This window comes from Rathayibacter sp. AY1D5 (assembly GCF_002932515.1).
In the GTDB taxonomy this organism is placed as follows: Bacteria; Actinomycetota; Actinomycetes; order Actinomycetales; family Microbacteriaceae; genus Rathayibacter.
Map to the genome: position 1 here is coordinate 1 of NZ_PSVU01000051.1, position 21782 is coordinate 21782.

Sequence of the window (21782 nt, forward strand, 5' to 3'; positions counted from 1 at the left end):
CTCCCGCGACGACGCCGGCAGCCTCTCCGCCGACCGCATCGCCCCTCACGCCGCCGTCGACCTGCTGGCGACCGTCCTCCACCTCGCCTGCATGCTCCGCGGCGATCCCGCGTGGTGGCAGGAGGCGCTCGCCGTCGGCGAGGAGCACCCCCTCGATCCCGTCCTGCGCCTCGTGGAGGCCTGCGTGCGGCCGGTCCCGGACGAGGAGTGGGAGGGTCGCCTGCGGCTCGCCGAGGACTCCGCGGTCACGGGCGACCCGTGGAAGACGGTCGCGCTGCATCTCGCCTGGTCGCTGCTCGAGGTCTCGGACGAGCGCCGCGACCGCCTCGCCGGGCTCCTCGACGGCGGGGAGGAGGCGGACGGCCTGCCCGGCGCCCTCGCCCTCCTCCGTCGCGGCACCACCGCACTCGACGGCGGTCGCCTCGACGACGCCTCGGCCGACCTCGACCGCGCGGCCGCCCGCGCCGACGACCTGCCCGCCGTGCGCGCGCTGATCGACGCGACTCGAGCCCGGGTCCACGCCGTGCAGGGCGACCGCGCACGCACCCTCGAGTGCGCCGAGCGCGCGACGGCCTGGGCGCTGCGGCACGGAGCGGCGTCGGTCGCGCGCGCCGCCGATCACGCCCTGTGCTCGCTCGACCTCGGCGGCGGCCGTTTCGAGGAGGCGCACGCCCGCTCCTCCTCCCGCGCCGGCGGCGATCCGCTGGAGCTCCTCGACGCAGCCGAGGCCGCCTCGCGCCTCCGCCTGCCCGAGCACTGCGCAGAGCTGGCGACGGCCGCGGCGGACCTCGCCGCGCGGCCCCTCGCTCCCCGCGGGCGGATGCTCGCCCTCGCGGCGACCGCGGTCCTCGATCAGACCGGCGGCGCGGGCGCCCTCTTCGAGCGCTCCCTCGACCCGGCCTCCGAGGAGTGGCCGTTCGAGCGGGCGCGCGTCCAGCTCTGCCACGGCGAGTGGCTGCGCCGCCGGATGCGCCCGCTGGAGGCGCGCACCCGGTTCCGCCAGGCCGCCGCGGGATTCGCCGCGGTGGGGGCCGAGCTCTGGCTCGCCCGCGCCCAGCACGAGCTGCGGGCGGCGGGCGGAGCGGGGGAGGCGCCGGTCGCCGCCGACCTCAGCGAGCAGGAGCGGCGCGTGGTCTCTCTGGCCGCTGCCGGCCTGTCGAACAAGCAGATCGCCCAGCAGCTCTTCGTCTCGCCCCGCACCGTCAGCGGGCACCTGTACCGGATCTTCCCCAAGCTCGGGGTGACCTCGCGGGCCGGGCTCCGCGACGCGCTCCTCAGCCTCGAGGACGCCCGGAGCGCATGACGGAGCCGCAGGATCGAGTCATCCGACCTGGTGCCTGCCGCCGCGGGAGGCGCATGCTGAGCGCATGACGTCGCAGCAGATGATCGACCCCTCCGTCCCGCCGAGCGGCCCCGGCTGCGTCGAGTGCGAGCAGTCCGGCTCGTGGTGGCTGCACCTGCGCCGCTGCGCGCTCTGCGGGCACATCGGCTGCTGCGACGACTCGCTGAACCGCCACGCGACGGCCCACTACCACTCGACGGGCCACGCGGTCATCCGCAGCTTCGAGCCCGGCGAGGACTGGTTCTGGGACTACCGGACCGACGACTACGCCGACGGCCCCGCACTGGCCGACCCGAAGAGCCACCCGGCGAGCCAGACCACCCCGGGGCCGAAGGACCGCGTGCCGCGCGACTGGCAGTACCTCCTCGCCGAGCGCGCCGAGCGCGGCTGAGCGCCGCGCCTCCGCGAGAGCGCAGGACTTTCGCGAGAGTCCAGGAGTTGTCGCACTCGGCATCGACTGCGACAACTCCTGGACAGTCGCCGGCCGCCGGCTCCCTGCGCACGTCCGCAGGCGGCGTGCAGACAGAAGTCGCCGTGCTCGCGACCGACAACGGCGACTTCTGGATGGTCGCGGCGGCCCGCCCAGGAGCGATCGCCACGAGAGTCCAGGAGTTGTCGCACTGGGCGTCGACTGCGACAACTCTCGAGCAGTCGCGGCCGTCGGAGCCGCCGACGCCCAACGCTTGTCCACAGCCGGCGAGTAGCCAGGAGTCGCCGTACTCGCGACCGACTACGGCGACTTCTGGATGGTCGCGGCGGCCCGCCGAGGAGCGATCGCCACGAGAGTCCAGGAGTCGTCGCACTGGGCGTCGAGTGCGACAACTCTTGATCAGTCACGGGAGCAGTCGCGGGAGCAGGTCGGAGCCAGCTGACCAGCCGGCGGCCGACGCCGCGTCTGAACGGCGCCCGTCAGCTCCGTACCCCGCCGGCCGGGCCCCGCCCCGTCACCCCCTGTCGACCCCGTCCAGCGCCTCCGCCTCGGCGATCCGCAGCCGCATCTGCCGGTAGCGGTGGAACTGGTACACCCCGTGCAGCACCGCGAGAACGACCGCGGCCGCCATCCCGCACGCGATCGCGGGGACCTCGTCCGCGCCGCTCTGCGTCAGCGCGAGCGCGACTCCGGCGCCCGCCACGATCGAGTTGACCACCGCGATCGCCGAGGACATCGTGAAGAAGATGCCCCGCCAGCTCTGCCGCCGGCCGATCTCGAGCAGCTCGTTCGGCGCGTGTCGGCCGCGCGGCACCGCGAAGTAGGCGCCCGCGCCCGGCAGCAGGGTCCCGTAGTAGCGACGGATGCGCTGGATGGCCGTCAGCGCGGCGATGTCCTCCATCGAGGTCTGCACCAGCCGCTCGTAGGTGAACACCCCCAGCAGCACGACGACCGGGATGATCACCGCGAGGAACCCCATCGCGTACCGGGTCGGGGCGAGGAAGCCGAAGGCCACGAGCGAGCTGGAGAGCATCGTCAGGTAGAGCGAGGCGCGGCTGCTCGACTCCGTCACGGTGATGCCGCGCGCCGACTCCAGGACGAAGTGCTCGGTCAGGAGGGCGTTGAGGAACGCGGCCGGACGGTCGGGGAGCGACGCGGCGGAGACGGCGGCCTCGGGCAGCGCGGGCGTGCGGGGATGCTCCTCCTCGTCGAGGCGGTCGCCCGGCTCCGGATTCACGGCCGCACCTCTCGCGGGGACCGCACCTCTCGCGGGGCCGCCCCGCGGCGTCCGCTCTTCGAGTCATCCGACTCGCGCACCGGCTCCACCCGCGCGCCTACCGTCGGACGCGACGCCGAGCACCGCCACCGGGGCGCGTGCGCAGACACCGAAGGGCCGTTCATGACCGACACCCGCCACCTCCACTCGAACCAGCGAGACACCCTCGAGCGGCTGCTCGAGGACTCGCCGAGCCACAACGTCCTCTGGGCGGACGTGCTGACGCTGCTCGAGGCCGTCGGCACCGTCCACGAGAAGCACGACGGCGCCTTCTCGGTGACGGTCGGCTCGACGACCGAGACCCTCCACCGGCCGCACCACAAGGACGTGGACGAGCAGCAGCTCGTCGACCTGCGCCGCCTGCTCCGCGGAGCGGGGTACGGCGCATGAGCGCCGGGACGCCCGCCGACCTCGCCGGGACGCCCGCCGACCTCACCGGGTCGGCCGCCGAGCGCCTCCGCCGGCTGGACGCGCTCGACGCGGGTGCGCTGACCGAGGAGTGGCTGCTGCGCCAGCTGCGCCTCGCGCTCGGGGATCTCGCCGCGCTCGAGCCGGCCGCCGAGGCCGAGCAGGAGCGGCGCGAGGACTTCTGACGCGGCGGGCGGCCGTCCGGGGTGCACGCGGCCGGCACCCGGACGGCCGTCGGCCCGCACCCCGCAGCGCCGCCCCGCTCCGCCGCTCATCGCCCGGCCGCCGCGCTGCGGGCGCGCAGCAGCACGCCGGCCGTCGCGGTCGCCGCCAGCACGAGCGCCGCGAACACCGTCAGCACGATCGTCGCGGCGACGAGGTCGAGCGCCGCTCCCGCCGCCAGTGCGGGCACCGCGAGTCCCGTGTACGCGACCAGGAACACCACCGCCAGGGTCTCGCCCCGGCGGGCGGGATCCGCGAGGGCGACCGCTGTGCCGATCGACCCCTTGAAGAGCAGCCCCACCCCGAAGCCCGAGACGACGGCGCCGGCGAGGAACACTCCCAGCTGCGGAGCGATCGCTCCGGCCGCGACCGCCGCGAGCCCGACCGCGCAGCCCGCCACCGCGATCGAGAGCTGCAGGCGCGTCCCCACCTTCACGAGCAGCAGCTGGCCGAGGGCCGCGGAGGCGAACACGGCGAAGGACGTCGCGCCGGCCAGCAGGTGGTCGCGCACCTGGAAGGTCTGCACCAGGAACGTCGGTGCGAGCGAGGTGAAGAGGCCGAGGACAGAGAAGGCCGAGAACGCTCCGAACGCCGCGAGCAGGAACGCCCGGCGCGCGTCCGCCGGCACCGAGAGCCGCTGCGGCCGGTAGGCGGGCGCCGTCTCCGGCACGTCGACCGTCTCGGGCACGAGGAGCAGCGCCAGGCCCGCCACGAGCAGCGCGACCAGGAACACCTGGTGCGGCAGGAGGAGCGGATCGGGCAGGAACTCGGCGAAGACCCCTCCGAGCAGCGGGCCCAGCGAGAGTCCGCCGAGGTTCACCGCGCCCGAGATCGACGCGGCGACGATCGTGTTCTCGTCGGGCCGGGCGCGGGCGCGCAGCTCGCCCAGATGGGCGGTCGCGGTGGCGGTGAGCATCCCGATGCTGACGCCGTTGACGAAGCGGGCGACGATCAGCCCCGGCACCTCCGTCGTCAGCGAGAAGAGCACGGCCGAGACCGCCGAGACGAGCACCGCGATCAGCAGCACTCGGCGGCGGCCGAGCCAGTCGCTGACGTGACCGGCGAGGTACAGGCTCACGATCACTCCGACCGCGTAGGCGGCGAAGACGACGGTGATCACGAACGGCGGGAAGCCGTCGAGCTGCTGGTAGAGCGGGTAGAGCGGAGTCGGCACCGTCGAGTACGCCATCACGAGCAGGAAGGTCGCGGCGACGATCCAGAAGCCGACGCCGTGGCGCACCGTCGGCAGCCGGCGGCTCACGAGGTCTCCTGCAGGTGGCGGTGGGCGAAGGTGACGGCCATCGCGCCCTCGCCGACGGCGGAGGCGACGCGCTTGACCGAGCTGCGGCGCACGTCCCCCGCGGCGAAGGAGCCGGGGACGCTGGTCTCGAGGTAGAACGGCGCCCGCTCGAGCGGCCAGTCGCGAGCCGCGTGCTCACCGGCGAGATCCGGTCCGGTCACGAGGTAGCCGCCGGAGTCGCGGACGATCGCGGTCTCCGCCGCCCACGTCGTGTCCGGCTCGCCCCCGATGCAGACGAAGAGGTGGGAGGTGGCCAGCGCCCCGTGCGCGCCGGTCGCCGAGTTCTCGACCTCGATCGACTCGAGGGCGTCGGCGCCGTGCATGCGGGTGACGCGGGAGTCGAGCAGGATCGTCACGTTCGGCTGCCGGACGACGCGCTCCGCGAGGTAGGAGGAGAGGCTGTCGGCCAGATCCGGGCCGCGGACCAGCATGGTCACGTGCCGCGCGTGCGCCGAGAGGTTCATCACGGCCTGCCCGGCCGAGTTGCCGCCTCCGACGACCACGACGTCCTCGCCCTCGCAGAGCGGCGCCTCGCTCGTGCCGGCACCGTAGTAGAGGCCGACGCCGAGCAGCTCGTCCTCGCGCTCGAGGCCGAGCCGGCGCCACTGGATGCCCGTGGCGCAGATGTTGGTGCGGGCGACGACGGTCGTCCCGTCGGCGAGCAGCGCGTGGATCCGGTCGTCGGCGAAGCGCCCGCGGATCCCCTCGCGCATCCGCAGCAGCTCGGCGCCGAACGAGACGGCCTGCTGCCGCGCGCGCTCGGCCAGATCGGCTCCCGCTATCCCGTGCGGGAAGCCGAGGTAGTTCTCGATCAGGCTGCTCGAGCCGGCCTGCCCGCCGATGGCCGAGCGCTCGAGGACCACGACCTTCAGCCCCTCCGAGGCGGCGTACACGGCGGCCGAGAGCCCGGCCGGACCGGCTCCGTAGATGGAGAGGTCGTACTCCGCGAGCCGCGGCGAGCCGACCCAGCCGAGCCGGGCCGCGACCTCGGCGAGCGTCGGATCGGAGGCGCGGCTGCCGTCCGGGAACACCACGAGGGGGAGTGACGCGGTGGCGAGCGGGTGCCCGGCGACGGCGAGGCACTGCTCGTCCGTGTCGATCGGCGTCCACGAGAACGAGACGACGCTGCGCGAGAGGAGGTCGCGGATCTCCCACGCGTCGCGGCTCTCGCGCCGCCCGTAGAGGCGGACCTGCGGGAGGTCTCCGGCCACGGTCACGAGGCCCGCCGCCGCTCGAGCCCGTCGCGGAACTTCATCAGCTTGAGGCAGAGGTGCAGCGTGCTGCGGGCGAGGCCGTCGTCGAGCGCCTCCCGGACCGCCTCGGGCAGGTTGTCGAGGCGGTAGTAGAGCGTGGTGCGGTGGATGTGGAGGAGCCCGCACGCCTCCCGCACGCTGCCGCGCACGTCGAGGTAGGCCTCCACGGTCCGCCGCTGCACCTCGTCGCCCCGCTCGAGCAGCGTCGCCGCGGCCGGCGAGAGCATGGCGAGCTGCGAGCTGTCCGCCCCGATCGAGGCGAGGAGCACCCACGCCCCGAGCTCGGCGATGTCGGCCCGGCCGCGGCCGTCGGGCAGGGAGCCGACGATGGTCGCCGCGAGGGCGGCCCGCTCGGCGGTCGGCAGGAGGTCGTCGTCGCGGACGTCGAAGCGGGCCGAGCCGATCGCGTCGACGGCCGTGCCGCGGCCGCGCGCCTCCGCCCGCAGGACGTCGTCCGCCTCCGCGGCGGCCTCGGGCGCCTCCACGCTCACGAAGAACAGCACGCCCTCCTGGTCGCCGAGGAACGTCAGACCTGAGGCCGCGCTCGCGTCGATCCGCCGCGCCAGCGCCGTCCGCTGGAGGGAGCCGGTCGGGCCGTTCAGCCGCACCGCGCGGACCACGGTCTGGGCGTCCCGGCGCAGCCAGCGGCGCTCGACCGCCTCGGCGAAGGAGGCGCGCCTGGTGCCGCCGTCGCCCGACAGGAGCGCCGCGAGGACGTCTGCGCGCCGGGAGCTGCCGCCCGCCCGCGTCGAGGGGCCGAGGAGGCGGCGGATCGCTCCGACGGCCGCATCGATGAGCGAGTACTCGGCCGGAGTGAGCGGCGCGGGCCGCTCCCGGGGGAGGAGGAGGGTCGCGAGCCGGCCCCGCGGATCCTGGACGGGGAACACCCCGTCGTGAGGCGCCTCCTCGCGCGCGCGCGTCGCGGCCAGCACCCGGCTCGAGGCGTCCTCGATCGTCACCGGGCGGTCGAGAGCCTGGGCGAGCTCGTCGGCGAGGTCCTGCAGAGTCATCGGCGGGGATCCGTGTGGGGGGCCATGCCGTGATCCTCGCGGAGGGAGCCCTCCCGAAGCGTGGCCCTTCCAGGCCCACCTTGCGCGTCGGATCCGCTGCCGGCCGCGATGAGACGCTCAGCCTCCGCTGCCGGGGCGGTCCCCGGGGGTCCCGTCCGCGAGGAGGCGGTCGAGGACGTCCGGCCAGTCGAGCAGGACGCCGATGTGGCCTCGACCGGGCCGGATCGTGAGCTCCGCAGCCGGGTGGAGGCGGCGGATCCGCTCCGCGTGGGCCACCGGGACCACCCTGTCCGCCGCGCCGTGGTGGAGGAGGACCGGCGCGGTGAGGCGCGAGAGGTCGACTCCCCAGGGCATGACGAGGGCGAGGTCGTCGTCGACGCTCCCGCCCTGTTCGAGCTCCGCGGCGCGTCCGGCCTCTGCGCCGAGCGCCGTCAGCGGGCCGTCGAGGGCCGAGTAGTCGTCACCGGTGAACTGCTCCGGATCGAAGCGGGCCGTCTCCTCCCACTCCTCGCGCGCAGCCCGGCCGTCGCGCGCGCTGCGGAGAGCGCCCGGATCCTGCATGCCGTCGAACCACGCTCCGTCGTCACTGAAGGGCACCGGGCTGCCGAACGTCGCGACGCCCCGGACGCGATCACCTCCGAGAGCCCCGACGGCCAGTGCGTGCGGGCCGCCGCCGGAGTAGCCCGTCACCACGAAGCGCTCGATCCCGAGCAGGTCGGCGACGCGGAGCACATCGGCGGCCGCGTCCGCGATGCTCCGTCCGGGAGCCCGCATCGAGCCGCCGAAGCCGGGACGGGCGACGGAGACGAGCCGGATGCCGCGCGCCGCAGCGGCGTCGACGTGGGGAGCGAGGAGTGCGCCGGTGTGCGGTGTCCCTCCGCACCAGACGACTGCAGCCCTGGGGGCTCGAGTGCCGAGGAAGTCGTGGGCGACGAGCGTGCGCGAGTCGACGCGGAACTCGTGCCGGGACGTAGCGGCGCGTCCGGTCATGGAGGAACGGTAGCCGCCTGTCGAGGGCAGTGCGCGTCGCCCGGCCCGACCGGGATGCGACGTCTCGTCGTAGGGTCGACGGGAGGGTCGGTGGACCCTCGGACGGGAGGGGTCCGCATGTCGATCGACGAGGTGTCCGACGGGATCGAGGGGGCCGCCGCGCTGCCGCACGTGCGCTCCGGCTTCTCCGGCCCGACACCGTACGGGATCGCGCAGCGCTTCGCCGCGGGGGAGCTGACGCGGGAGCAGGCCGTCGACGAGCTCGGCCGCTGGCGCTACCGGTCCGGATCGCCGAGTGACGGCTTCGACTGGACGACCCTCGACCCGGGGGAGTTCGAGGAGGTCCGCCGGGCCCTGTCCGATGGTCTGCTCGACGCCGCGATGTACGACGAGATCCTCGACCGGTACAGCGGGCAGGACTCCTCCGGCGAGAGCGCGGCGTCCGCGGAGGAGAGCGCATGAGCGCCGGCCCCCTGGACCTCGCCTTCACCGCCCCGATCGGCGTCACCGTGAAGGGCGACCTCTGGTCGTGCGTCGAGGTGCCCGGCTCCGTCGAGCTGCTCGGCACAGGGAGGTCCGTGAAGGTGGTCGCCACCGTCGACGGCGAGCCGGTGACCGCGGGCCTGCTGCCGACCGGCGCCGGCGGTCACATGCTGTCGATCAGCGCGAAACTGCGGAAGACGATCGGCAAGGACCTCGGCGACGTCGTCACCGTCCACCTGACCGAGCGCCTGAGCTGAGCCGTCCGGCTGGCCCCGATGCGCGTGCGGATGGTCGACTCGACGGATGCGGAATCGAGTCCTGTTCGTCGTCGGGGTCACAGCGATGTTCGTCGCGCTGGTGCTGAGGCTGGTGTGGCCGGCCGGTGAATTCGCCTCCGGCTTCTCGCTCGCCCTGCAGCTGAGCGGCATCCTGCTCCTCCTGGTCTACGGGGTGAAGCACTTCACGGGGCGGCCGCGCCGGAGCTGAGCGGCTCATCCCCATCGGGGGTGTAGGAGTTGGGGTCTGAAGCCGCCGGTCTCGAGCAGGCTTCGGGCGATGTAGTTGGTCAGGTTGCGGAACCCGAGTGCGGAGCCGCGCAGGTGTTCGAGCCTTCCGTTGAGCGCCTCGGTCGGCCCGTTGCTGGTGCCGGGTCGTTCGAAGTAGGCGAGCACGTCAGCGGCTCGCTTCTTCAGGGTCCGGCCCAGGGTGGTGAGCTCGGTGAGCACCTTGGGGACGCCGGCGCTGAGGTCGGTGATCAGCTTCTTCATGAGCTCGCGGCCACGTTGCCGGTCCTCGTGGCGATAGGCGGCGATCATGCGCTGGTAGACACCCCAGGTCGCCTCGACCTCGACGTGAGCGTCATCAACGAACAGCGCGCGTAGCCTGTCGCTCTGCTTGTCGGTGAGCAGGTCCGCGCCGGTGTGCAGACCGAGGCCGTCGAGTCGAGCGAAGGCGGTCAGGTCAGGGCGGCCGAAGCCGGCCGGCGGGGTAGCGTCGGTCACGTCGAGGTCTTTCGGACGGATGGCGTAGGAACCTCCGTCGTCGGGAGACCTCGACGTCTATCTGCGGACCGACGCTCCCGGCCGACCTACACCGTCATCTGAGAAGACCCCTGAAACGTCTTCGCCGACGACGGGGCCGGCGAGGAGGAGGGCGCGGTGAGCTAGAAGAATGGAGCTTGCTCGGCTTCGACGCCGCCGCAAGCTCCGGTGAAACGGTCGGTACTGGTCGGTCGTCGTCGGTCACCACCGGATGGCGGCGTCCTCCACGCTCGGCGTTTGCGCAGGTCAGCGGCTCGTTCGCCCAGTGGGCGCATCAAGCGATAGACGCAAAGCCGACGTGATGAGGTCGTCCGTTCGATTCCGACAGGCGGCTCCGGCGAACCGTTCTGGCGGTCGCGCGATGCGCTGGCCTCACGGCTCTGCCCGACACCGACGTCGCTCTCCTCTGCGACGGACCCCTCGCCGGCTGAGCGCTCGCGGCCGGCATCCTGTCCGTGTGCCGATAGGCCTCGCACCGCTCGGCAACGCAGCGTGGCGTTGCGTCTCGACCTGGCGACGGCTCGGCGGGGCGCGATCGTCTCGTGCGTTGGCGGACTACGGGAGCTTGGACGCGAGGACGTCGGCCGCCAGGATCTCGGGTGCTGCGCCGAGGAGGTGCTGGTTGGCCATCAGGGCTGCGACGATGGCGCCGTTGGCGTGGGCGTCGCGAGCGGCTTCGTCGGGGAATGCATCGAAGATCCAGAAGGTGTCGGCGTGGGTCCTGACCGCGAACCAGACAATCGTTCCTACTTCTTCGTTGGCGAGTGCGACAGCGCCGGCGAGCAGATCGGCGACCGCGTCGTGCTGTCCATCGGCCGCGACGATCTTGGCGACGAAGGCATACGGAAGTGATGCGGGTGTGGACATGAGGGACTCTCCTTGACGTCGGGGTTCTTCGTGGGACGAGTTCAGCGTATGACGAGCGAGGGCCGGTGGGGAGTGGCGTATACGGCAGTATTGCTATTGTTTACGTCATGCGTATCGGGCTGATCGCGATCGACGGCTGCTTCGGTTCGGCTATCGCGTCGATCATCGACATCGTGCGGGTGGCCGACGGAGCCCGCGGCGATGTCGACCCGCGGATCGACCCGATCGAACTCGCCATCCTCGGACCGAAACGGCGAGTGACCACGACGGCATCGATGACCCTGTCGGTGGACCACCCGCTGTCGGAGTCCGGAGAGTTCGACGTGGTCGTCGTCCCTGCGCTTGGAACCCTTGCGGCCGCCGCTACCAACGACGTCCTCCAGAGCCGAGATGCTCGTTCGGTCATCGCCTCGCTCGGGCGCCTCGACGAGGCGACCACCCGGATCGCCGCGGCGTGCACCGGCGTGTTCGCTGTCGCCGAGACCGGACGGATGCATCATCGGAGGGCGACGACCAGCTGGTTCCTGGGGCCGGAGTTCCTGAAGCGCTATCCGACCGTCGCCCTCGATCTCGACACCATGGTCGTGGTCGACGGGAACCTCGTCACCGCCGGCGCCGCGTTCGCCCACATCGACCTCGCACTCTCACTCGTGCGATCGATCAGCCCCGACCTGGCCCAACATGTCGCCAAGCTCCTCATCATCGACGAGCGTCCGTCTCAGGCGGCCTTCGTCGCCTACGACCATCTCCGGCACGAGGACCCGATCGTCGTCGAGTTCGAACGCTTCGTGCGCGCCCGCCTGGACGAACCGTTCAACGTCGCCTTCGTCGCGCAGTCGCTCGGCACCAGCCGGCGCACCCTCGAACGACGAGTCCGTGCGGCGCTCAACCTCACTCCGCTCGGCTTCGTCCAACGGCTTCGCATCGAACGAGCTCGGCACCTCTCAGCAACCACGGACTTCACCTCCGCCGAGATCGCGCTACGGGTCGGCTACGCGAATGCCGAGACTCTGCGCTCCCTCCTGCGCAGGGAGCGACGCCGTTCCTGACCTATCGCCATGCCTGTAGCCGGTGTCCTAGCGCTCGACTGGAACCACCTCTCAGCACGTCGCGTCGACGCTCCTGCGTCGCCCCTGGACGACCCACTCGACACGCCCGCAGCACAGGTCATGTGACGTGTCCCGGCTTCCCTGACGGTCGGGGTTGGGTGGCTGTGATGTCGCTGCGTTCTCGACGAGGGGGTCAGCAGACTCGATCAGGGTCGACTGGGATGAGACGCGAAGGCGGTCAGGTCAGGGCGGCCGAAGCCGGCCGGCGGGGTAGCGTCGGTCACGTCGAGGTCTTTCGGACGGATGGCGTAGGAACCTCCGTCGTCGGGTGACCTCGACGTCTATCTGCGGACCGACGCTCCCGGCCGACCTGCACCCTCATCTGGGAAGAGCCAGCTGAGCTCCGGAATCGGAGGAAGACCCGTGAGCGGAGCGGAGGAGCCGGCCTGGGCGGATCCGGAGCCGGAGGTCCACCGGGCGCTCGCGCGGTGGGCGGCGGAGTGCGCGGAGCGCGCCCTCCCCGCGTTCGAGGAGCGGGACCCGGACAATGCCCGGCCCCGGCGCGCGCTCGACGTCCTCCTCGCCTGGGGGCGGGGTGAGGCTCCGATGACCGAGTGCCGCACGGTGGCCTTCACGGCGCACGCCGCAGCCCGCGCCGCGACGCAGGCGGGCGAGCGGGCCGCCACCGCTGCCGCGCGGGCGGCCGGGCAGGCCGCAGCCGTCGCGCACATGGTCGATCACTGCTCGCACGCCGCCGTGGAGAGCAGCGCGCGGCCTCGGGCCTTCACGCGAAGGAGCGCGCAACGGATCGTCGCTCTCACTGAATCCGCCCGCTGCGCGGATGCTCTCCCAGCGATCTTCTCGCGTCGTTGAACGTCCGCGACTGCTGTGTCGTGTCCTCGGTGGGACCACCTCGGCCCCCGCACTACAGGAGGCATCATGCTCAAGCGAATCGCGACCACTGTGACGACTGCGGCGTTCGCCGCCGTCCTTCTCGCCGGATGCTCGACGGCCGCCGGCTCGGCCGCCTCGTCGGAAGCGCCGGCCGACAGCCCCTCCGCCACCGCGATGGCCTCCGCCACCGCGACCGCCTCCGCTGCGACGGCGGCTCTCACGACGGCGTCCTCGCCGCTGGGCGAGATCATCACGGACGAGGCCGGCTACACCGTCTACACGTTCATGAAGGACACGCAGAACTCGGGCAGCAGCAGCTGCTACGACGAGTGCGCCACGACCTGGCCGGCCGTGACGGCGTCCAGCACGACCGCCGCGGACGGGATCACCGGAGAGGTCGGCTCGATCACGCGCACCGACGGGACGACCCAGCTGACCGTCGACGGATGGCCGGTCTACCGGTTCGCGAAGGACACCGCGCCGGGCCAGGTCAACGGGCAGGGTGTGAAGGACGCCTGGTACGTCCTCCTCCCTGACGGCACGATGAACAAGGAAGCCGCGGCCATGAGCACCGCCACCCCGGCGTCCTGATGCGACGGCGACCCGTCCCCGCGCAGCGAAGCGCATCGTCGGGCCGGGTCGCCGGTTCTCGACAGGCATGGACGGAAGGGATGACCGGCAGTGATCGCAGCAACCGTGATGAGGGAGCGCACCGTGGCGCTTCGAGGCGGTGAGCGTTGTGCCCCGCCCCGTCGATGAGCTCCTGGCGGCGCTGTACGAGAGTCACGGCCCGGCCTTGCGGCGCTTCGTGCAGAACCTCACTCGGAACGCGGCGCTGACGGAGGACGTCGTGCAGGAGACGATGGTCCGGGCCTGGCAGCGCCCGCAGGTCCTCGAACGCGACGCCGACGCCGCTCGCGCGTGGCTGTTCACCGTCGCCCGCAACCTCGTCATCGACGACGCCCGATCCGCTCGGAGCCGACGCGAGGTGCCGGCGAAGGACGAGGACGGCGGCGGCGCCGTCCCCGATCGCACCGACGCGGTCCTGGACAGCATCCTGGTCGCCGACGCTCTCGCATCGCTGTCGGTGGAGCATCGTCAGATCGTGGTGGACGCGTACTTCCTCGGACACACCGTCCCCGAGATCGCCCGCCGGCACTCCATCCCCGAGGGAACAGCGAAATCTCGATTGCACTACGGACTGCGCGGACTGCGACTGGCTCTGCAGGAAAGGGGCGTCACCCGATGAACGACCACCACGGAAGCTCTGCGACGGAGGACGAGTACCGCGACTGGGACGCGTCCTACGTCCTCGGCGCTCTCCCCGCAGATCAGCGACTCGAGTACGAGCAGCACCTCAGCGGCTGCGCGGCCTGCCGCGCGGCCGTGGCAGAGCTGGCAGGACTGCCCGGCATCGTCGGCCGCCTCTCCGTCGAGGACGGTCTCGCCATCAGCGCATCGGACGACGGCGAGGAGGCGCCGCCGTCGATGGTGACGCTGCCCGCCATCGCCCACCGTGTCCGGACGCGCCGACGTCGGCGCCGGCTGGTGACGTCCCTCGCCGTCGCGGCCGCCGTCACCGCCTCCGTCTTCGGAGGTGTCGCTCTCGGCACGGGCATCGCGGGCGCTCCCGTGGCGAGCGAGGCGACCCTCGAACCGATGGACCCGATCGCGGCCGATCCCGCTCTCGCTGCGGACATCCAGGTCGAGGGGAAGCCGTGGGGCACCCGGCTGGAGTGGAGCTGCACCTACAGTGGTGATGCGCCCGCCGACGCGGAGTACGAACTCGTGATCACCCGCACAGACGGCAGCACGATCACCGTCGCCACCTGGACGGCGGCCGGGCGGCGCGCCGTCGACCTGGCGGCGTCCACGGGCGTCGCCCGGTCGGAGATCACCGGCGTCGACATCAGGGTCCGCGGCACGAACTCCCCCCTCGTCCGCACCGACACCTGAGACACCGCCCACCCGCAGGAGACACCGTCACTGCCCGCGGTGCCGCGGGCACCGGACAGGAGCAGACCATGAGCACCGAGACCACGCCGCTGCACATCACCCGCGAGGGCCCGAGAAGCTTCATCGGCCGCAACGCGCGAGGAGCCGAGGTCCGCATCGGCGGGTCGGACGCCGACGGCGTGTTCTCGCCCGGCGAGCTGCTGCACCTCGCCCTCGCCGCCTGCGGCATGCTCTCCTCGGACCACATCCTCGCCAGCCGGCTCGGAGCCGACTTCGAAGCGACCACCGACATCACCGCGACCAAGCCCGAGGGGGAGGACCGCTACGACTCGATCGCCGCCGTGATCCGCGCCGACCTGTCGGCGCTCGATCCCGAGCGGATCGCCTCACTGTCCGAGCGCACCCACCGGGCGGTCGACCGCCAGTGCACCGTCGGCCACACGCTCGAGCACGGCGCGGCGTACACCGTCGACGTCGTGGACGACCAGGCCGTTCCCGTCAGCGGTTCGAGGACGGGGGCCGTCTGAGATCAACACCTCATCGGATACGGCGACCGGTGACGACCGAGACGCGGACGTCTCCCTTCAGTGCCGTCAGTCTGCGACTCGCCGACCGGATCCGAGACGATTCGCGAGGCGGAGCGCGTTCACGGAGCGGAGGTGCTGGTCGGCGCGGTGACGCCCGTTGGCCGGTGAGGGGTGCGGTGCCGCGAGGACGGGGACGACACGGGGATCATCGTGCAGGGTCAGATAGCGCATGACCCCGTCGAGCGCCACGGTCCCGTAGGTGACGACGGCGTCGAGCGCGGGCAGCAGCTCCAGCAGCTCACCGAGCGCGAGCCGGCCCTGCTCGATGTCCGCGGGGCGGACGCGGCCAGGGATCTCCCACGGGATGAGGTTCCACCGGACGTAGTGGTCGCGGGAGAGTCCGGACTCGATGCGGGCCGCCCGGAACGCGGCGGCGGTGGGCCCGAGGTTGTCTTCGCTGCAGACGGCAGCGGATCCCGAGGCGATCGTCCGAGGGCCGGGTGACTGCATCAGCACCAGGACGCGACTGGCGGTGCCGCCGGAGCGGGGATCGAAGCCCGGAACGAAGCGTCCGGTCGCGTCCGCGGTACTCCGCCAGGTCTCGGCGAGGGCGTTCAGGCTTCGGACATCCACGATGGTCCTCGATCCCGGTCAGGCCGGCCGCGGTGGTGCGAGCAGGGTTCCGCGGATCACGGAACCGTGGAACGTGCGGGCGGCGACGATGATCCACGCGGCGACCAGGCCGACGTAGTAGAGCACCGCGAGGCCGGCGACAACCGTGAGACCGGAGTGCAGGGCGAGGCCGTTCAGTCCGGTGACGCAGGTGCCGACGGGGAACGTGAACGACCACCACGTCAGGCTGAACGGCAGGTGCTCCTTCGCGGTGCGGAGGGTGATCGCGAGGGCGATGACGGTCCAGAGCAGTGCGAAGCCGAGCATCGCGAAGCCGTACACCAGAGCCACGACCAGCAGCGCACGCGCCATGCCGGCGTCCACGACGGTGGGCGCGTTCGAGGCGAGCAGATTCACGGCGGTGATCGACTGTCCGACCGGACCGAGGACGATCCACAGCGTCGGCACCATCCCCGCCGCTCCGACCTTGTGCTGCGCGAGCCGGTTCCAGATCAGGGTGATCACCACCAGCGACGCGACCAGGCTGAGGCCGAAGAAGCCGTAGCAGGACCACAGGAGCGTCTCCCGCGCTTGCCCGGCGGGCGCGTACGGCAGCAGCAGTGCGCCGGTGGAAGCGGACACCATCGGCGGAACGATCGGCATCAGCCAGCCGCCGAACGCCGAATCGGGCTTGTTCTCATGCCGGGTGAACGCGAGGTAGGGCACCAGGACCGCCGTCACCAGCCCGCCGAGAGTCCCCGCACCCCAGAGCACCCAGTCGATGGTGACAGCGGCCGGCAGGCCGATCCAGTCCTTGCCGAGGAGGAGGGTTCCCGCGCCGACAGTGAGGAACGCCATGGGCGGCGCGCCGTAGAAGTGCGAGAGCACGGGATTCAGGTGGTGCCTCACCGCTGTACCGCGGTAGCGGACCCAGTGCAGCCCGGTCGCGACCGTCAGCGCGACGAGCAGCAGCGCGGCGATCGCCCAGACGACGGTGGCCCCGGTGCGGAGTCCGGGGAACTGGAGTGGCAGGGACGCGGCGGCGACCGCGACGATGCCGGTGCCCATGATCGACGCGAACCAGTTCGGCGTCAGGTTCGACACGATCAGTCCCGGATGCTCCAACTCCCGGAACAAGCGCCTCGACCGCGGAGGATGCCCGATCGAGGAAGATGCGCGGGCGGGGGAGAAAGTTGTCATGCCTCCAGCCTGAGCATCGCCGGCACCAGCCGATACAGCGATCGTCTTGGCGGGGCACAATGAGTGCTTGTGGCGACGCGGCGATTGACGGACCGGATCCTGGATCTCGACACGCTGGAGGTGCTCGAGCGCATCGCCGAGGCGGGCTCGCTCTCCCGCGCTGCCGAAGACCTCGGCGTCACCCAGCAGGCCGTCTCGGCGCGTCTGCGGGTCGCGGAGCGCGCCATCGGGCAGCCGCTCGTGCGCCGCTCTCCGACCGGGTCCCTGATGACCGACGCGGGCCGGCTCGTGCTCGAGCTGGCCGGCCCGGTCCTCGAGGCGTCCCGCCGCCTCGAGGCGGGCGCGGCAGCACTGCGACAGCCGACCGGCTCACTGGTTCTCGCGGCGTCGCAGACCATCGCCGAACTGCTGCTCCCACGCTGGCTCCTCGAATTCCGACAGCGCACACCCGAGGTGAGTGTGCAGCTGATCGCCGGCAATTCAGCCACGGTCACAGAGCTCGTGAGATCCGGTGCCGCGCAGCTCGGATTCGTCGAGACACCAGCGTCCACGGCCACGCTCTCCTCTGACGTGGTCGCGGAGGACGAACTCGCTGTCGTCGTGGCACCGGACCACCCCTGGGCACGCGCGGCGAGTATCGGCGCCGAGGAGTTGGCCGGGACCGCACTGCTGACGCGAGAGGAAGGCTCCGGCACCCGGACGACCCTCGAAGCATGGCTCCACGACGCCGGGCTCGCACTCACGACTCCCGCCGCGATCCTGGAGACGACGGCGATCATCCGAGCGAACGCCCGCGCCGGCATCGCGCCCGCAGTCATGAGCATCCTCACCGTCGAAACAGATCTCGCCGCGCGCTCACTGATACGAGTGCCCCTCCGCGGACCAGCACTCGTGCGACCCCTCCGCGCCATCTGGTCCGATCGCATCGGGTCGTCCGCGGCGGCGTTCCTGGAGATCGCACACGAGTTGCGCTGACCGGTGCACGGCTCGTCGCTACGCCGATCACGCCCGCGGCCGTGTCTGCTCGAGCTACAGCGATCTGGTCGATCTGCCCACGGCGGCGCGGACGTCATGTCGCGGTGATGGCGAAGAGCCCGGCGATGCCGACGGTGTAGAGCGCGAGCACGATCAACGAGTCGATTCCCATGCCGGCGATGCGGCGGGTGGGTCGGAAGATCAGTCCGACGATGTAGACGAGGGTGAGCAGGGCGGCGAGAGCGGTGAGGTAGATGTCGGACGAGTTCGCCTGCGGGAGGACTGCGGTGCCGGAGAGGACGGTGGCGACGAGGAACAGGACGGGGAGGAAGGCGTTGCCGCCGAAGATGTCGCTGATGGCGAGGTCGTCGTCGCCCTGCTTGATGGCTTGCAGCCCGGTCGAGATCTCGGGGAGGGAGGTGGCGAGAGCGAGCACGGTGGCTCCGAACAGCACCCCTGAGAGACCGAGCTGCGAGGATGCTGCATCACCGGCGCGCTCGAGCACGACACCGGCGAGGAGGGTCGCCGCGGCGGAGATCGTGAACACGATGGTCGCCTTGCGTGTGCTCATCGGGTGCGTCTTCTTCTTCGAGGGGGATGCTGTCGCGTCGGGGGCCCGCCCGTCCTCGTGCCAGGGGAGGTGCTTGCCGGAGCGTTGCACGAGCAGCAGCCCGACGACCCAGAGGCCGGCGATGAGGACGACGTCCGGGGTCAGGCGCAGCACTTCCAGTCCGGAGGGCAGCTGGCTGCCGGCGATGACGACGGCGAGCACCGCGACGACCACGAGCCCCTCGAGCACGAGTGTGAGGGACGCGGCACGGTAGGTGAGCGGCTTCGCACCTCTTCCGCGCTTGCCGAACAGGTCGAGGACGACGAGGACCACGGTCTGTAGTGCGATGCCGCCGAGGATGTTGCCGACCGCGACGTCCAGGTTCCCGGAGAGCGCGGCGGACACGGTGATCGCGATCTCCGGCAGGTTCGTCGCGACGGCGAGAACGATCAGACCGCCCAGCGCACTCCCCAGGTGCAGACGCGCGTCCAGAACATCCGTGGCCTTCGATAACTGGATGCCGGCGATCCACACCACTGCGGCGGCGGCGAGAAAGATGACGACGAGAACAACGAAGGGCAGACCATCCATGCAGTGAGTGAACCGCGACAACGACGATCCGAGACCCCCTTGCGACTGAGCTGCTTCTCACCGTTTCGCGCGCGGTGGTCTCCGTGGTGATCTGTTCGACCGCGTGCCATCCTCGACGACACCCCGATCGTCGGGTCGAGCGTGATCCCACCGTTCGTTCCCGAGGCGCGCTTCGTCAGTAGCAGCCGATCCGGGTACGCCGCAGCGTCCGCGCGCGTACGCGCGGGCAGCTGGCGGGGACCAGACCCGGGAGGAAGGCACCGGTGTCGCCCGCAGTGCATCCGCGACACTCCGCTGGCTCCAGATCCTGCGATCCTCGAGCGGCTTGACCGGATCGTCGGTGACCGTGTCCCGTGGCAGACGCATCAGATGGCCGGTGACGTTGCACACGCTCTGGCGACGCTCGCGGACCGTGTCGATGCGGTCATGATCATTGTCGGCACGAAGGAGCCGTCTCTGCGTCGCACCGTGCAGGAGGTCTTCTCCGGTGCCGTCGGCGCCCGTCTCGCTCACCGTCAGCACCGGCCGGCCCTCATGATCCCCCTCGCCCCGGTCGATGATTCGGAGCCGCTGCCCTGGTCCTGACCGAGGTGCGGGCGTAGGCTGACGGCAGTGGTGATGGATCCCGCCCGAGCGTGAGCTCGAACTGCCGCCGAGGCTGATGGTTCCTACCTTCTCGATCAGAGACCAGGTAGGTGACCCATGCCCGCGCATCCCCCGCTCGTCCTCGTGCGCCACGGTGAGAGCACCGGCAACGCCGACGGTCTCTTCTGCGGCGTCCTCGACGTCCCCCTCACCGACCTCGGACGTGACGAAGCGCGACAGGCCGCGACGCTACTGAGGGACGCATCGATCGACCCCGATCTGATCCTCACGTCGACCCTGCAGCGCTCCACCGAATCGGCCCGGATCATCGCCGGCTCCCTTCCAGGGCGGCCGCGGATCGTCGCGGCCCAGTGGCGGCTGAACGAGCGCAACTACGGAGCGCTCACCGGCCTGTCCACAAGCGCCGTCGAAGCCCGGTACGGGGCCGACGCCTTCCTGGAGTGGCGCCGGTCGATGGACGTCCGCCCGCCTGCTCTGTCCGCCGCCGCCTTCGTGCAGCTGCACAGGTCCGCGGCGTTCCGTGGGCAGCCGGCCGAGGCGATGACGGAGATGGAGTCGTTGCGCGACGTCGTCCACCGACTGCAGCCGCTCCTCGAGGAGCGCATCATGCCCGCCCTCCAGGAGGGCGAGACGGTGCTCATCGTCGGGCACGGCAACTCCCTGCGCGCGCTGCGCGCCCTTCTCGAGGACCTCGGCGATGCCGCGGTCCGCGATCTGAACATCCCGACGGGTCAGCCGTACCTGTACGACACCGGGCCGTCCGGGACACCGATCTCGAGGAGCGGACGCTACCTCGACCCCGCAAGAGCCGACCGGGCGGCGATCACGCTCGCCCACGAAGGAGGAACCTGATGAACGCCTACATCAGCCACACCCGCACCAGCATCCACGGGACGGGCGAGTACGTCACCCACCCCGCCGGACACCCGCTGGTCATCACCGACGTCGCCGCACGGCAGATCCTCGACTCCCGCGGCTTCCCGACCGTCGCTGTCACCCTGCGTCTGGACGACGACACCGTCCTGGACGCCTCCGCCCCCGCGGGCGCCTCGACGGGCGCGTTCGAAGCGGTCGAGCTGCGCGACGGCGGCCCCGCGTTCGGCGGACGCGGAGTCCGCTCCGCTGTCGCGGCCGTCGACGGCGAGATCCGCGCCCTCCTGCTCGACCACTCCTGGACTTCGCTTCGCGAGATCGACGAAGCGCTGCGAGCACTGGATGGAACCGCGAACCTCGCCCGCCTCGGAGCGAACTCCGTCGTCGCCGTCTCCATCGCGGCCGCCCGCGCCTTCGCCGCGCGCACCGGCCTGCCCCTGCACCGGTGGATCGCCGATCACACCGGGGCGACCGCCTCCCTGCCCGTCCCGCACTTCAACGTCATCAACGGCGGCGCGCACGCCGCGAACGGCCTCGACTTCCAAGAGTTCATGATCGCCCCCGTCTCCGCCGGCACCGAGGAGGAGGCCGTGCAGGTCGGCGCCGAGATCTATCACGCCCTCGCCGCCCGCGTCCGCACCGCCTACGGCACCTCCGGGCTCGGCGACGAGGGCGGCTTCGCGCCCCCCATCGACCGGCCCGAAGACGCCCTGGACCTCCTCGTCGCAGCGATCACCGACGCCGGATACCAGCCCGGCACCGGTGACATCGCGATCGCGATGGATCCCGCCGCGAACGGCTTCTTCCACGGCGACGGCCACTACACCGTCGCCGGCACCGATCTCGACCGCGACGCACTCGCCCGCTACTACGAGAAGCTGATCGCCGACTACCCGATCCGCAGCATCGAGGACGGCTTCGCCGAGGACGACCACGAGGGCTGGGCCCTCCTCGCCCACGCCATCAGCGACCGGGTGCAGCTCGTGGGAGACGACCTCTACGTCACCGACGCCGACCGCATCCGCGACGGAGCCCGCAACGGCTACTCCAACGCCGCACTCATCAAGCCCAATCAGATCGGCACCATCACCGGCACCCTCGACGCGATCGCGGCCGCGCACGACGCCGGCATGCGCTGCATGGTCTCCCACCGCTCCGGCGAGACCCTCGACACCTTCATCGCCGACCTCTCGGTGGGAACCGGAGTCGGGCAGATCAAATCCGGCGCCCCCGCGCGCGGCGAGAGGGTCGCGAAGTACAACCGCCTCGTCGACATCGAACACCTCGACCCCACGCTGCACTACGGTCTCACCCACTGACCCGCCCCC

General features: G+C 71.7%; 26 protein-coding genes, 1 pseudogene and 1 riboswitch. Of the genes and pseudogenes, 17 read left to right on the top strand and 10 right to left on the bottom strand.

Features of this window, described 5'->3' with window-relative positions:
- Together C5C82_RS13895 and C5C82_RS13900 are read left to right on the top strand one after the other, a co-directional pair.
- Positions 1 to 1303, top strand: a 1303-nt coding sequence (locus C5C82_RS13895; protein WP_146085997.1) for a LuxR C-terminal-related transcriptional regulator, incomplete at its 5' end; no start/stop codon positions are given.
- A gap of 64 nt (positions 1304 to 1367) precedes the next feature.
- A complete protein-coding gene (locus tag C5C82_RS13900; RefSeq protein ID WP_104355236.1) occupies positions 1368 to 1733 on the top strand; it encodes a UBP-type zinc finger domain-containing protein in 366 nt (121 codons plus the stop codon).
- A gap of 553 nt (positions 1734 to 2286) precedes the next feature.
- Here the strand turns inward: C5C82_RS13900 and C5C82_RS13905 are convergent.
- Positions 2287 to 3009: a hypothetical protein gene (locus tag C5C82_RS13905; RefSeq protein WP_104355237.1), complete on the bottom strand. Its 723-nt coding sequence runs from the start codon at positions 3007 to 3009 to the stop codon at positions 2287 to 2289.
- Positions 3010 to 3171: 162 nt separating this feature from the next.
- Here C5C82_RS13905 and C5C82_RS13910 point away from each other — a divergent pair, with 162 nt between their 5' ends.
- The gene (locus tag C5C82_RS13910; RefSeq protein WP_104257441.1) at positions 3172 to 3438 is read left to right on the top strand and encodes a hypothetical protein; all 267 of its coding nucleotides are present in this window, start codon (positions 3172 to 3174) and stop codon (positions 3436 to 3438) included.
- Complete coding sequence (locus C5C82_RS13915) at positions 3435 to 3641, top strand: hypothetical protein (RefSeq protein ID WP_104355238.1); 207 nt, start codon at positions 3435 to 3437, stop codon at positions 3639 to 3641. The genes C5C82_RS13910 and C5C82_RS13915 overlap by 4 nt, the downstream gene beginning before the upstream one ends.
- An 86-nt stretch (positions 3642 to 3727) precedes the next feature.
- Here C5C82_RS13915 and C5C82_RS13920 read toward each other — a convergent pair whose 3' ends face one another.
- The 4 genes from C5C82_RS13920 to C5C82_RS13935 all read right to left on the bottom strand — a co-directional run bounded on the left by C5C82_RS13920 (position 3728) and on the right by C5C82_RS13935 (position 8231).
- Positions 3728 to 4939: an MFS transporter gene (locus C5C82_RS13920; protein WP_258066131.1), complete on the bottom strand. Its 1212-nt coding sequence runs from the start codon at positions 4937 to 4939 to the stop codon at positions 3728 to 3730.
- Positions 4936 to 6195, bottom strand: coding sequence for an NAD(P)/FAD-dependent oxidoreductase (locus C5C82_RS13925; RefSeq protein ID WP_181134449.1), 1260 nt, complete (start codon positions 6193 to 6195; stop codon positions 4936 to 4938). Before C5C82_RS13925 ends, C5C82_RS13920 begins: the two co-directional genes overlap by 4 nt.
- Positions 6192 to 7241 carry a helix-turn-helix domain-containing protein gene (locus C5C82_RS13930; RefSeq protein ID WP_104355239.1) on the bottom strand — a complete coding sequence of 350 codons (1050 nt, stop codon included), beginning with the start codon at positions 7239 to 7241 and terminating at the stop codon, positions 6192 to 6194. The genes C5C82_RS13925 and C5C82_RS13930 overlap by 4 nt, the downstream gene beginning before the upstream one ends.
- Positions 7242 to 7358: 117 nt before the next feature.
- A complete protein-coding gene (locus C5C82_RS13935; protein ID WP_104355240.1) occupies positions 7359 to 8231 on the bottom strand; it encodes an alpha/beta fold hydrolase in 873 nt (290 codons plus the stop codon).
- 117 nt (positions 8232 to 8348) lie between these two features.
- Between C5C82_RS13935 and C5C82_RS13940 the strand changes: the two genes are divergently transcribed.
- From C5C82_RS13940 to C5C82_RS13950, 3 genes are read left to right on the top strand one after another with little or no spacing between them, the layout of a single operon-like run.
- Positions 8349 to 8693, top strand: a complete 345-nt coding sequence (locus C5C82_RS13940; RefSeq protein ID WP_104355241.1) for a hypothetical protein — start codon at positions 8349 to 8351, stop codon at positions 8691 to 8693.
- Positions 8690 to 8971, top strand: coding sequence for a DUF1905 domain-containing protein (locus C5C82_RS13945; protein ID WP_104292322.1), 282 nt, complete (start codon positions 8690 to 8692; stop codon positions 8969 to 8971). Before C5C82_RS13940 ends, C5C82_RS13945 begins: the two co-directional genes overlap by 4 nt.
- Positions 8972 to 9017: 46 nt before the next feature.
- Entirely contained in the window at positions 9018 to 9200 is a 183-nt protein-coding gene (locus tag C5C82_RS13950) for a hypothetical protein (protein WP_104224784.1), read from the top strand.
- Positions 9201 to 9205: 5 nt separating this feature from the next.
- Here the strand turns inward: C5C82_RS13950 and C5C82_RS13955 are convergent.
- Positions 9206 to 9640 (bottom strand): annotated as a pseudogene (locus C5C82_RS13955) (transposase); the annotation flags it as partial.
- Positions 9641 to 10309: 669 nt separating this feature from the next.
- The gene (locus C5C82_RS13965; protein ID WP_033107114.1) at positions 10310 to 10621 is read right to left on the bottom strand and encodes a putative quinol monooxygenase; all 312 of its coding nucleotides are present in this window, start codon (positions 10619 to 10621) and stop codon (positions 10310 to 10312) included.
- Between the two features lie 107 nt (positions 10622 to 10728).
- Here C5C82_RS13965 and C5C82_RS13970 point away from each other — a divergent pair, with 107 nt between their 5' ends.
- The 6 genes from C5C82_RS13970 to C5C82_RS13995 all read left to right on the top strand — a co-directional run bounded on the left by C5C82_RS13970 (position 10729) and on the right by C5C82_RS13995 (position 15047).
- Complete coding sequence (locus tag C5C82_RS13970; protein ID WP_104325625.1) at positions 10729 to 11670, top strand: GlxA family transcriptional regulator; 942 nt, start codon at positions 10729 to 10731, stop codon at positions 11668 to 11670.
- A gap of 423 nt (positions 11671 to 12093) precedes the next feature.
- Entirely contained in the window at positions 12094 to 12543 is a 450-nt protein-coding gene (locus C5C82_RS13975) for a putative immunity protein (protein WP_104325624.1), read from the top strand.
- 66 nt (positions 12544 to 12609) lie between these two features.
- On the top strand, positions 12610 to 13155 hold the full coding sequence (locus C5C82_RS13980; RefSeq protein ID WP_104355242.1) for a hypothetical protein: 546 nt from the start codon (positions 12610 to 12612) through the stop codon (positions 13153 to 13155).
- Between the two features lie 148 nt (positions 13156 to 13303).
- Complete coding sequence (locus C5C82_RS13985) at positions 13304 to 13813, top strand: sigma-70 family RNA polymerase sigma factor (protein ID WP_056865923.1); 510 nt, start codon at positions 13304 to 13306, stop codon at positions 13811 to 13813.
- Positions 13810 to 14520 carry an anti-sigma factor gene (locus tag C5C82_RS13990; protein WP_104292325.1) on the top strand — a complete coding sequence of 237 codons (711 nt, stop codon included), beginning with the start codon at positions 13810 to 13812 and terminating at the stop codon, positions 14518 to 14520. The genes C5C82_RS13985 and C5C82_RS13990 overlap by 4 nt, the downstream gene beginning before the upstream one ends.
- A gap of 68 nt (positions 14521 to 14588) precedes the next feature.
- Positions 14589 to 15047: an OsmC family protein gene (locus C5C82_RS13995; protein WP_104263392.1), complete on the top strand. Its 459-nt coding sequence runs from the start codon at positions 14589 to 14591 to the stop codon at positions 15045 to 15047.
- Between the two features lie 66 nt (positions 15048 to 15113).
- On the opposite strand, the gene C5C82_RS14000 is transcribed toward C5C82_RS13995, so the two are convergent.
- On the bottom strand, positions 15114 to 15680 hold the full coding sequence (locus tag C5C82_RS14000) for a uracil-DNA glycosylase family protein (protein ID WP_258065238.1): 567 nt from the start codon (positions 15678 to 15680) through the stop codon (positions 15114 to 15116).
- Positions 15681 to 15698: 18 nt separating this feature from the next.
- Positions 15699 to 16763, bottom strand: a complete 1065-nt coding sequence (locus C5C82_RS14005) for a TDT family transporter (RefSeq protein WP_020624523.1) — start codon at positions 16761 to 16763, stop codon at positions 15699 to 15701.
- A gap of 165 nt (positions 16764 to 16928) precedes the next feature.
- On the opposite strand from C5C82_RS14005, the gene C5C82_RS14010 reads away from it, so the two are divergent.
- Positions 16929 to 17834 (top strand): LysR family transcriptional regulator, encoded by a 906-nt coding sequence (locus tag C5C82_RS14010; RefSeq protein ID WP_104257430.1) that lies wholly within the window; start codon positions 16929 to 16931, stop codon positions 17832 to 17834.
- A gap of 94 nt (positions 17835 to 17928) precedes the next feature.
- Here C5C82_RS14010 and C5C82_RS14015 read toward each other — a convergent pair whose 3' ends face one another.
- Positions 17929 to 18975 carry a sodium:calcium antiporter gene (locus tag C5C82_RS14015; protein ID WP_104224794.1) on the bottom strand — a complete coding sequence of 349 codons (1047 nt, stop codon included), beginning with the start codon at positions 18973 to 18975 and terminating at the stop codon, positions 17929 to 17931.
- A gap of 369 nt (positions 18976 to 19344) precedes the next feature.
- Here C5C82_RS14015 and C5C82_RS14020 point away from each other — a divergent pair, with 369 nt between their 5' ends.
- The 3 genes from C5C82_RS14020 (at position 19345) to eno (ending at position 21773) form a co-directional block, all read left to right on the top strand.
- Positions 19345 to 19560, top strand: a complete 216-nt coding sequence (locus C5C82_RS14020) for a hypothetical protein (RefSeq protein WP_104248139.1) — start codon at positions 19345 to 19347, stop codon at positions 19558 to 19560.
- 20 nt (positions 19561 to 19580) lie between these two features.
- Positions 19581 to 19653: riboswitch (Fluoride riboswitch) on the top strand.
- 24 nt (positions 19654 to 19677) lie between these two features.
- Complete coding sequence (locus tag C5C82_RS14025; RefSeq protein ID WP_104355243.1) at positions 19678 to 20433, top strand: 2,3-diphosphoglycerate-dependent phosphoglycerate mutase; 756 nt, start codon at positions 19678 to 19680, stop codon at positions 20431 to 20433.
- The gene (gene eno / locus C5C82_RS14030; protein ID WP_104224797.1) at positions 20433 to 21773 is read left to right on the top strand and encodes a phosphopyruvate hydratase; all 1341 of its coding nucleotides are present in this window, start codon (positions 20433 to 20435) and stop codon (positions 21771 to 21773) included. Before C5C82_RS14025 ends, eno begins: the two co-directional genes overlap by 1 nt.
- The last annotated feature ends 9 nt before the right edge of the window (positions 21774 to 21782 follow it).